A 9877-nucleotide genomic window follows, 5' to 3' on the forward strand; every position below is an offset into this window, starting at 1 on the left:
GGGGGGGGGGGGGGGGGGGGGGGGGGGGGGGGGAAGGCGCATCCTGACCGATCGAAGCCGATTCACGCTACTTAGAGCAGCTGGCCATCCCACTGCCAGTTCTTGAATTCGAACTTCAGCGGTTCTTGCCAGAAGCGACCCTTCACGCCCGAGGAGTCCTTACCGGTGTGGAGCATGAATTTGTCACCGGGCGACTGGACACTGACTTCAACGTCGTACTCGCCTGGTGCAAGCTTGATGTTGTTGCCGTAGTGCGGACCGTCTGAGGCGATCATCGGCATCATCGTGCCCAGGTCAATTTCCTCGCCGGTGTTTTTCTCGGTGACGATCACGGTGATGTCGAGATACGGCAGGTACTGATCGGCCTCGTAGCCCCACTCCGCGGCTTCCTCTGTGGTGGCGACGTCGATCTCGAAATGCATGTCTGACTCAGATGCGGGAGGCATCGCCATGGATCCGTGCTCCATATCAACCGCCTGGAAGTAAACCAGGTCAATCTGCAGCGGTCCATTGGTCTGCGGACCCGAGTCGCCCACCGGGATCTCGTTAATACCCACGACCGCGTCGTCAGTTTGTTCCTCAGCTGAGTGACCCGCGTGCGGATCGTCAGTCTCCGAGCCCTGATTCATTCCGCCGTCGCTGCACGCGGACAGGCTCATAACCAGAGCCAGGCCGACTCCGATGGGGGTGAGCTTTTTGATCATTGATCGTTCCTTTCAATTGTGTTGTCCACTGCAGCCACAGCGGCGTCAGTAGTTTTTTCTTTTCGAGTTGCAAGCAGCCACAAAGCGACCAAAAGAGCAACCACGATAAGCTGACCGGCGAGCGTTTCAAGGGTTGGGTATATCCCGAGGAAGGAGATCTCAGGAACCCAGTCGATCCTGTGGATCGGGACCAGGGTTGCGTCCTGGAACTCTTTAATCGCGCCGCCGGCGATGGTGATGGCAAGCAGACCCAGCAGGATGGAAGTCCACTTGAAGAACTGCTGGAACGGCAACCTGATGCCGAGCTTCCACACGAGCAAGAACAGAATCGCCAGGATCACAACCGCCGCGAGAACCCCGAGCCAAATCTTGACGTGATCTCCGCCGGTTTTCGCGCCGGCGATGATCGGGGCGTAGAACATGATGGTCTCGAAGCCCTCTCGGAGCACCGCGAGAAACACCACCATGGCGAGCGCGAACGCCCCTCCGGTTCGTGTTTTTTCGCCAGCGGCTTGAGAGACATAGGCTTCCCACTTCTCGCCGCTTGCTTTTGTGAGCACCCAGTTGGAAACCCAAATCAGCATCACCACCGCGAGCAGACCCGCGATGCCCTCGAGTAGCTCCTGCCCAAAACCACTCGTTGCGGTGCTGGCAACGAAGGAGAACAGCACGGCCAAAGCAACCGAGATCAGCACCGCTGCAACCACGCCCAATCCGATGCCTTTGAGCTGGTCGCGTCGGTTCGCTTTAATTGCGTAGGTTGTCACCGCTGCAATCACCAGCAGCGCCTCCGCGCCTTCGCGCAGCAGAATCAGGAACGATGCGAAGAACCCGCGCCAGCCCAGCTCGTCGCCGCTGGTGAGCTGGTCCAGGGCGGCGGCGTCTTCGGTGACTGCGCTGATGAGCCGGTCGCCGAGTTCGCTGTACTCCGCATCGCTGAGGGAGTGCTGTTTGCCAGCCTGACGGAGGTCTTGGAACAGCGCTTCAACTTCCGTCACGCGAGAGTGCCCAATGTAGGAAATCGTGGCTTTTTCTAAACCGTTTGCCTCGTACTGGCTCAGGTAGGCGTCTTTTGCGGCCTCAGCGGCGCCGTCGCCGTCGCCCTGTGCGTATCGCTCCTGGGCGGTTTGAACGAGCTCGGTGATGTTTATCGCTACCCGTGTCCACTGATCCTGCAGCTCGGGTGTTTCGTGAAGCTCGGACACGTCTGTGCGTAAACGCTCAATGACCGCTGCCGCGGCTTGCCCAATTTCTTCGGGGGAGGCGTTTTGCTGCGACAGCGTGCGCAAACCGAGCAGCTCGGAGACAAAGCCTTCGGTGCGGTCGGTGCCGAGACGGTGTTTGATTTGATCCTCGAGTCCGGTGGCTTGGTACAGCTCGTAATACGCTTTGCGGATCGTGCTTTGGACTGCCTCTGCGTCGCCGGCTTCGTGCTGGTCTGCAACCTGTTCAAGCTGGGTTGCCATTTGATCGGCGATGCTGTCCCACTTGCTGCTGTCAGCGTGAGCGGGCATCGGAGAAAAGATCAGGAGGAGCACGCAGAAAAGCATGCCAAGCAGTAATCGCGTCGGCGATCCCGTCTTCGTATCTCTGGTTAGCAGGGAAGCAGACATAAGCACCTCTGGGGATCTGTGGTAGGTAAAGTATACCTAAATTGGACCTTAAGGGTCAAGTCCCGGTGGAAGCAACGATTTTACGCTTCACACAACGCTCGTTATAGACAGTGCTGACGTATTGCGATCATTGGACTGAATGATGAATCAGGCCAGTCGTTTCCTCAGTGCACACAATCGCTTGGTAGACGCGAATATTTAGGTTTACTAGCCCGCATCGATGATATTTTCATAGCCACAAGACGCGCACCGGACATAACCGTAGGAGTTTCCTCCATCCTCCCATGGTGCAGTGAAATCACCGCGAAGCTCCTGCTGACAGCTCTCACACGTACGCCCGGTAGAGCGACGGCTATTGTCAAAAGGACTGATGAGTTCCCCGTTCTCCAAGTAGAAGCGCTCGCCACAACCAGTGCAATTGAACCAATAAGTGGCATCGGGCGCATCCCCTTGAACCATGTTTCCGCAAGAGGGACACGGGGGTATTCCCATGACCTCCTGGTAGTGCTCATGACTGTCGTAGAGGTTGGCGCTTGTTACGTCATTATCATGGCCGCATTCTGCGCATTCCCACGTTTGATAATCAGTCGTGAAGCCTGGCTGGTCGTTCAACTGAGCACTGCAGCGATCGCAGTACCACTCATCGTCAGATCCGCCCAGGGATGATAGAAATCCGCCAACAATATTTCCGAATAAACCCATGGTAGAAACTACTTTCTTGACAGTTTTGTTGGCTATGAGCTTAAACTACTTGCTAGCGATAGAAAAAACTTGATCGGCTTCTTAAAGGGGGTGGATACGAAGCAGACAAAGATAATCGGCGAGCATCACGTCGCTTTGGAACTCGCTCGCCGCGGATGGGCCCTGGCCTGGCAAGTGACGGTCTCGAAAGAACGGATATCCTCGCCGTTTTCTCCCAATCCGACAACAGGCGAATGGTTGAGGTTCAGGTCAAGACGACTCATGGCTCACCGTCACGCCCTGTTAACTGGCCCCTCGGATCAAAAACCCAAGTCCCCAGCCAACACGAGTAAGAATACCTCGTGATGGTCGCTGTCCCTCCCTAATTAGATCTCCCGCCACATCGAACGGGCACGGGTGAAATTGCAGACGCTTGCGCGCTACGAAGTTTGGTGGGACTTGCTCTTTATTGATGAGCCCGGTGCTTCGGCGTTGCTCCCAAGGGGATACAGAGCCCTCGCCTCAGAGGAGCGCGTTGGACTACCTCCGCAGCTTGCTTGGCACAAGTCGCTGCCTTCTTGGTGATACCCCAGACTAAGGTGATGAGAGCTCTTACTCGCTTCTAATTCTCTCGCTGTAGAGTTCAAACAGCGACGAGACGATTTGTGTCTCCTTTTCATCCCAAGACAAACCGTCGAGATCCCACCCATATGCTTGCTCTACAGCCCTGTCAAGAGCCCTGTGGGCTTCAGTCAGCTCAGGGTACTTTGACTCGTTCTCAGGGTCGTACAGTTTCGCCAACGACGCATCAGGGTACAAGCCTCGGGCATCCAACACTGCTTGCGCAGAACTTTCGATGTCCTCCCGCTGTAACGAAGTGAGATGCGGGAACACGAAGTTGTTGTAGACGATTGTGTTCGCATAACTGTAGTCAGTCTTCATCCGCCCTGCCACTGCCCGCATCCACGCATTGTGGGCCTGTGACATCAACACGCCCAAAACAGACAATGAGTTTGTGGGAATGAAAAATAACTTGTTCCCCGGAATCATGCCGTTGCGTACAAACCCTAATGGCACATATTTCCTCCTTGCTGAGGTGACCACCGGCACCCCGATGTAGTCTCGATCCACAAATTTACTCGTTGGCCTCAGGAGATGTGGTCGATCCGCAAGCTTGTAAGCATCACCGGTTACAGGTTGTTCGAGTCGCCACACTCGGCAACTTTCTACCCTTTCCGCCACGGCCGGTACTTTGGCAAGCTCATCTTCAGTAATGGACGGCAGCCACAGGCAATAACGATCGATGCCCTTAACGAACTCCTCCCCCATTGAGAACGGACGAATCCAGAGCTCTGCATTTGGTTCAACCTTTAAGAGCTGGTCTCTCTCTTCGGGGCTGAGGAGAAGCCAGCCATTGTCGGTTGGCTGAAACCCCTTGGCCATAGGTGGGACGTCGGAGATAGGCTTGGTTCGGCGGGTGATGAAGACAGCGGGTGCCTCCGCGAGATAGCCGTTTAATTGTTCGGGCTGGCTCTCCACAACCCCGCGAGCCGTGTAGTCCCAAGCCCGCTTCGTTGTCCACTCGGTTTGCGAGAATGACGTAATAACGCAATAGACGTTCGCTTGGTGCTCCGATTCGGTGTTCCACACGAATGAACGGTGGGCGAAGTTGATTCGGTAGCCCATATCGAAAATGGGCTTCCAAAGCGGGGTTACTTGCTGACCTTGACAGATTGAATTGGTGGAAACGAATGCGACTTGGCCCCCCTGTCCATCGAGGAACTCTGCGGCGGTTCGGTGCCAGCAGGCTACGAAGTCCAGTAGCCCTCCGTGCTTTCCAAAAACACTCGCTCTGTCTTCTTTCTGTTCCGCGTCAAGACGGGAATTACCCACAAATGGAGGATTACCGATGACGTAATCACAATCCTCGGGACTAACGACATCGGCCCAGTCGATACGGAGAGCATTAGCGTTAACGATCTCTGGAGTTTCCTCAATCGGCAATCTCACTACTGCCTGACCAAACGCCTGGTTACAAAGATGATCCACCAAAAGCATCGCAGTCGAAGCGACCTTCGCCGGCCACTCATTAATCTCGATACCGTAAAACTGGCGCATGCTCATCTTCGACTTACGAAGAGAATCCTCCGCGAATTGCATCGCGTTGCGACTCTCGATTTCTTGGAGACGTTTCTGCATAGCCCTCACTCCGGAAACCCTTTCACCACCAGCATGGCGATCAAGAGCCTCGTTAATCTCGGCAAGCTCCAGCTCCTCAGCACGAATGATGATTTCAAACTCCAGACCCCTTAGGTGCTTGTACGCCTGAATGAGGAAGTTTCCGCATCCGCATGCTGGGTCAAGGAAAGCTAAGTCAGCAATCTCGTCTTGAAGCGAAAGCAAAGCGACGCGATCGTCGAATGCTTCTTCAAAACGTGCCCTCAGATCGTCCAAGAACAACGGCTCAATGACCTTAAGAATGTTCTCTTCACTGGTATAGTGCTCGCCTTTGCCACGAAGCTCATCTAGGTCGACGAGTTGCTGGAACATAGCTCCGAAGATATCTGGATTGACCTTTGCCCAGTCGAACTCTCCTGCCTTCAAAACCTGTTGGCGGAAATCCTCAGTGAGCGGTGGAAGCTCAATACGTTCCAAATACATGCCGTCAATCCGCCTAAAATTGGCATATTCAGTACCGACATACTTCCCTTTCTTTGAAAGGGCAAGATCGAGCTCAGGATCACACACCACCTCAAAAAGCTCGGTAAGTTTATCCGCCAAGGTATCTGCAGTCGTATGCCGCAACACCCAGTTCTGGAAAGTGTTATCAGGCCACGTATTTGTGTCATCACCGAAGAACAAAAACAGTAGACGGACGAGCAACGAAGAAGCAGTACTCGTGTCACATCCCGCGTCCAGTAGCTGTTGATTCATGACCTGCATGTGGCTAGACGCCTGCTTAGACCGCTTAACCGCCTCGTCGTTGAACGCCTTGGCCATGCGCTCTTGAATCTCAAGAATGCCAATGGACTCGCCGATCGGCAGCTCAATCATTGCCAAACGGCGAGCAAGGTCCTCTGCTAGGTCCTCATCGCCAACCGTGTAGCGGTGGTGCAAAAGCTTTGCGTTGGTTGCCGCAGTTGCACCTCTACGGGGCCAACGCCATGACTGGTGCGTACCGTCGGTGAAGATAAGCAGACGCAGCTGAGACACCTTCTGCACTTGTGCATCGATAACGCGTTGTTCTGTGGAGGTAGGCAGTTCATCCGCCTCGACTACCCACACGCGTAAACCAGACTGGTCGGCGACAGGTCGTGCCGTAAAGGACCGATTGCCCTCCACCTCGACTGTGATGGAACTGACACCACGAGGAACGTAACCCCAGCCAAGCTCTTCGAAAAGCTCTTCAAAGCGGCCGGAGTCTACGTAGGAAAGAAAACTAGGCATTGGTCACTCCCATGCTTGCGACGATGCGGATCGCATCAGCAGATTTACTTGCGGTGGTCGTTAGAATCCCTTGTTCGTTGAGGTTCGCCATCAAATCGAGCAGATCCAAAGTCGTGGTAGCTGGACGACGACGAGCCGCCCGAAGCTGGTTGATAGCAATCGTGGTCAACGGTGACTTATAGAGGGCATCGAGGGCTTCGGCATAAGCAGGATCACTATGGGCTTCGAGAGTCTGCCCCAGCTTGTTCCACAAGATACGGCGCTCTCCACGGAGCCTGCCCGACGTTTCCAGATTCTTAGCAATCACACCAGTAATGAGCTCTTTAACCGTCGCATCGTGGCCTTCCCGAAGCGGCAAGGCTGGTGTATCTGGAGTGCATTTCAGAATCGCGAGAGCCTCATGGCCCGTCAGCAACTTGTTGGCACCGTTCTCACTCTGCCAAGCAAACGAATCAATACCCGAGTCAGTTGTGGCACAGCACAGAACACCATCACGATCACCCGGTAACCCTGGTCGTGTCGCGTCAATCAGATCAGGCGTGTGCTCGATACGCCGCCGAAGTTCCGGGTCGTTTTTGGTAGCGGCTTCCCAAATTTCGAAAGCGAGGGAGCTGGCATCAACGTCCTCGGCGGAGGAAACATCTTCGATTCGCCCGTCATAGAGATCTGAGATCGCCTTCGTCTCAGTATCAGTTCCGAAGAACTTCTCATCCGAACCGAAAGCTGCAGCATTCGCAGCCAAACGCTGCTGGATACGACGACGGAGATTCAATTGCTCCTCCACTTCGCCGTGCACCATCGTGTAGAGCAACACCGTGTCTGCTTCTTGGCCGATGCGGTCCACACGCCCTGCTCGCTGAATCAGTTTGATGATGGCCCACGGCAGATCAAAGTTAACGATGATGTGCGCCTGCTGCAGATTCTGCCCTTCAGAGAGCACGTCTGTCGCCACGAGCACTCGAATCTCATCCGCTGGTGCCACCGGCTTCTGATCGTCGCTCACAGGGTTTGTTTTCGGTGAGAATCGACGAGCAAGAGCCGTAGCATCCTCTGACTCGCCCGTAGCGACGCCAACACTTCCAACCCCGAGTTCACTAAGACCAGCAGCGATATATTTCGCGGTGTCTTTGTACTCCGTGAAGACAAGAATTTTCTCGCCCGGGTGCTGCTTATTGGCAAGCTCAACAAGAGCACGAAGCTTCGAATCGTCCTGTACTTCCCACGGTCCGTACCAGGTCAACAGATCACGAATAACACGTGAATCCGCCAACAGATCCTGCATAAGCTTCTTGTCGAATAGCGAAGGATTAACCCACCTAATTCCCCTCGGAGATTCGTCTGTCAACCGGTCGTAATCATCCGCAATATCGGTGAACATCAGACCGCGTGGGGAGACTTCCGCAAGCAGAGCGTCGAAGTCAAGATCGTCTTCAGACAACGTTGCCGGATCAATGGTGCCCGCAGGCAACGGCAAATCATTCTGCAACGCATAAATAAAGAGCTCGTTGCGTCGCAGGTGCCGTTGCAAAGAAAGCACGAAACTATGCCCGCTAGAGCTCAAACGCTTATAGAAATTCGTGCGAACAAAACCAGCAACCTGACCCCGCGACGCCTCGAAATCATCAATGAACACCTGGTCCTCAGGGGTCGCAAGATACGGCGCATCAGGAATCAGATACGAAGTGAGGTCGTAGCGTGGCAGCTTAAGGTCAGCAAGCGCATCAAGCGTTCGCGTGTCCGCCATTTTCGCTGCCGCATCGTCATCATCAAAGACGTGATTCACCGGGACCGCTTTACGTTTCGGGAAGGTAAAACGACTAGAAACAGAACCATCCGGATTCTTAAACTCCAGATACTTTCGGCCCGCGTCGTCCTCCTTTGCATACGTGTTCAAGACGAAGCTACGGGTCCGTCGCACAAGGTGCTCACCCATCAAACGCTTCCAGTCCTCAGGCTCTTCTGACTTCCTAAACGCAGCCAGAGTCGAGTGCGCCATCTCCAAATTCTCGTAAAGATTTGGATTGCGTTGCAACGCGAATTCAGGGGTAAGCCCGAGATCCTCATCCTCATCGAGGAACAAAGCGAGCTGGTTCGCCACGTCGCCGTATTTCAGGTTGTAAGGCGTCGCCGTCAGAAGCAGCACATGGCTTTCGTTCTCATGCAAATAAGTCTGTACCGCGTTGTAAGTACGGGTGCCTTCATTACGAAGTGTGTGAGACTCATCAACGATGACGAAGCGATAGCGTGGCAACGTCGGCAGCACGGAATGCACCATCGAATACGGGACCACACGGCCGGGCAAATCATATGCTTTCAAATGTGATTCCCACATGGATTGCAGGTTCTTCGGACAGATGACCAACGGTTGGAAGCCATGGTTGTCGCGAAGCATGAGAGCCACTGCAATCGCGGTAAGGGTCTTTCCCAAACCGACAACGTCGCCAAGCATGGTTCCACGCCGCTGCATGATGCGACGCGCCAGTGTTTTCACCGCCGTTGTCTGATACTCCAAAAGTGTGCCCGCAATGAGATCCGAAACCTCATACTGTGCAAGGCCGGCACGCACATCACGACTCATCGTGTGACACACCTTCAAATAGACGTCATACGGAGAACGCGGCTGTGGAGATGCCCACGAACTGTCAATGACCTCCAAAATGTCAGCATCAATCGGAAGCGTGTAGCGGTCTGCCCACAGCTCCTCAAACCACTCTGTTAACTCTTCAGTCGACGTGCGTTCAGTGGTGTGCAGATTCAATTCCAAGTTGCGATTCAAACCAGCACCGGTGAGGTTTGACGACCCTACGAAACCAGCACTCGGAATGAGCGGATCCCGGTGGTGGAGCAAATACGTTTTACCGTGCAACGGCTGCCTCGTGTACACCCGAATTTCCACTGCGCCAAGGTCGACAAGCTCCCGCAAAGACTGCAGAGTTTCACGGTCTTGCGCCGTCGGAATTCCGCTTGCAAGCTGCGTTCGCAAGTGACTTTTCAACGTCTCGCGCACCTGTGGAGCACGCTCCCGAAGAGACAGCGTTTCATCCTCATTGGGAGAAATTTCCGAACGCAGTTGATCAATGATTTCCTCATGCTGCGCGGGCAGTACCATACCCACCAAGATGCGCGCGATCGGCCCTTCAACCTCACCGGTTTCAAAGCTTTCACGCACGAGCGGATCGAGTGACGCCCATCCGCGTAGAGCAAAATATCCGGTCGCTACATCAATGCGTTCATAGGAAGGAAAGAACTTTTCGAGACCCACACTGAGTCGGGTTTCCGCAGTTTGATTGTCATAGATCGAAGGCACAAAAACAGTTTACGGGTTGGGCGACACGAACACATGAAAACGATGCGTCCAGCCTATAGCTCCGGTCACTGATTGAAGTCACTAAGGAAACCGAGGGTGTCAGGAAGTTTGTGTGTGAGGCTCTG

At 54.4% G+C, this 9877-nt stretch carries 4 protein-coding genes; all 4 read right to left on the minus strand.

Features of this window, described 5'->3' with window-relative positions; genetic code table 11:
• Positions 1 to 71 precede the first annotated feature (71 nt).
• Positions 72 to 704 (minus strand): iron transporter, encoded by a 633-nt coding sequence (locus HMPREF2736_RS00265; protein ID WP_061941742.1) that lies wholly within the window; start codon positions 702 to 704, stop codon positions 72 to 74.
• Positions 701 to 2170, minus strand: a complete 1470-nt coding sequence (locus tag HMPREF2736_RS00270) for an FTR1 family iron permease (protein WP_209272981.1) — start codon at positions 2168 to 2170, stop codon at positions 701 to 703. The genes HMPREF2736_RS00265 and HMPREF2736_RS00270 overlap by 4 nt, the downstream gene beginning before the upstream one ends.
• Positions 2171 to 3610: 1440 nt before the next feature.
• Positions 3611 to 6445: a class I SAM-dependent DNA methyltransferase gene (locus HMPREF2736_RS00275; RefSeq protein ID WP_070828623.1), complete on the minus strand. Its 2835-nt coding sequence runs from the start codon at positions 6443 to 6445 to the stop codon at positions 3611 to 3613.
• Complete coding sequence (locus HMPREF2736_RS00280; RefSeq protein ID WP_070828624.1) at positions 6438 to 9752, minus strand: helicase-related protein; 3315 nt, start codon at positions 9750 to 9752, stop codon at positions 6438 to 6440. Before HMPREF2736_RS00280 ends, HMPREF2736_RS00275 begins: the two co-directional genes overlap by 8 nt.
• Positions 9753 to 9877 lie beyond the last annotated feature (125 nt).

Source organism: Corynebacterium sp. HMSC036E10 (assembly GCF_001836265.1).
In the GTDB taxonomy this organism is placed as follows: Bacteria; Actinomycetota; Actinomycetes; order Mycobacteriales; family Mycobacteriaceae; genus Corynebacterium; species Corynebacterium coyleae.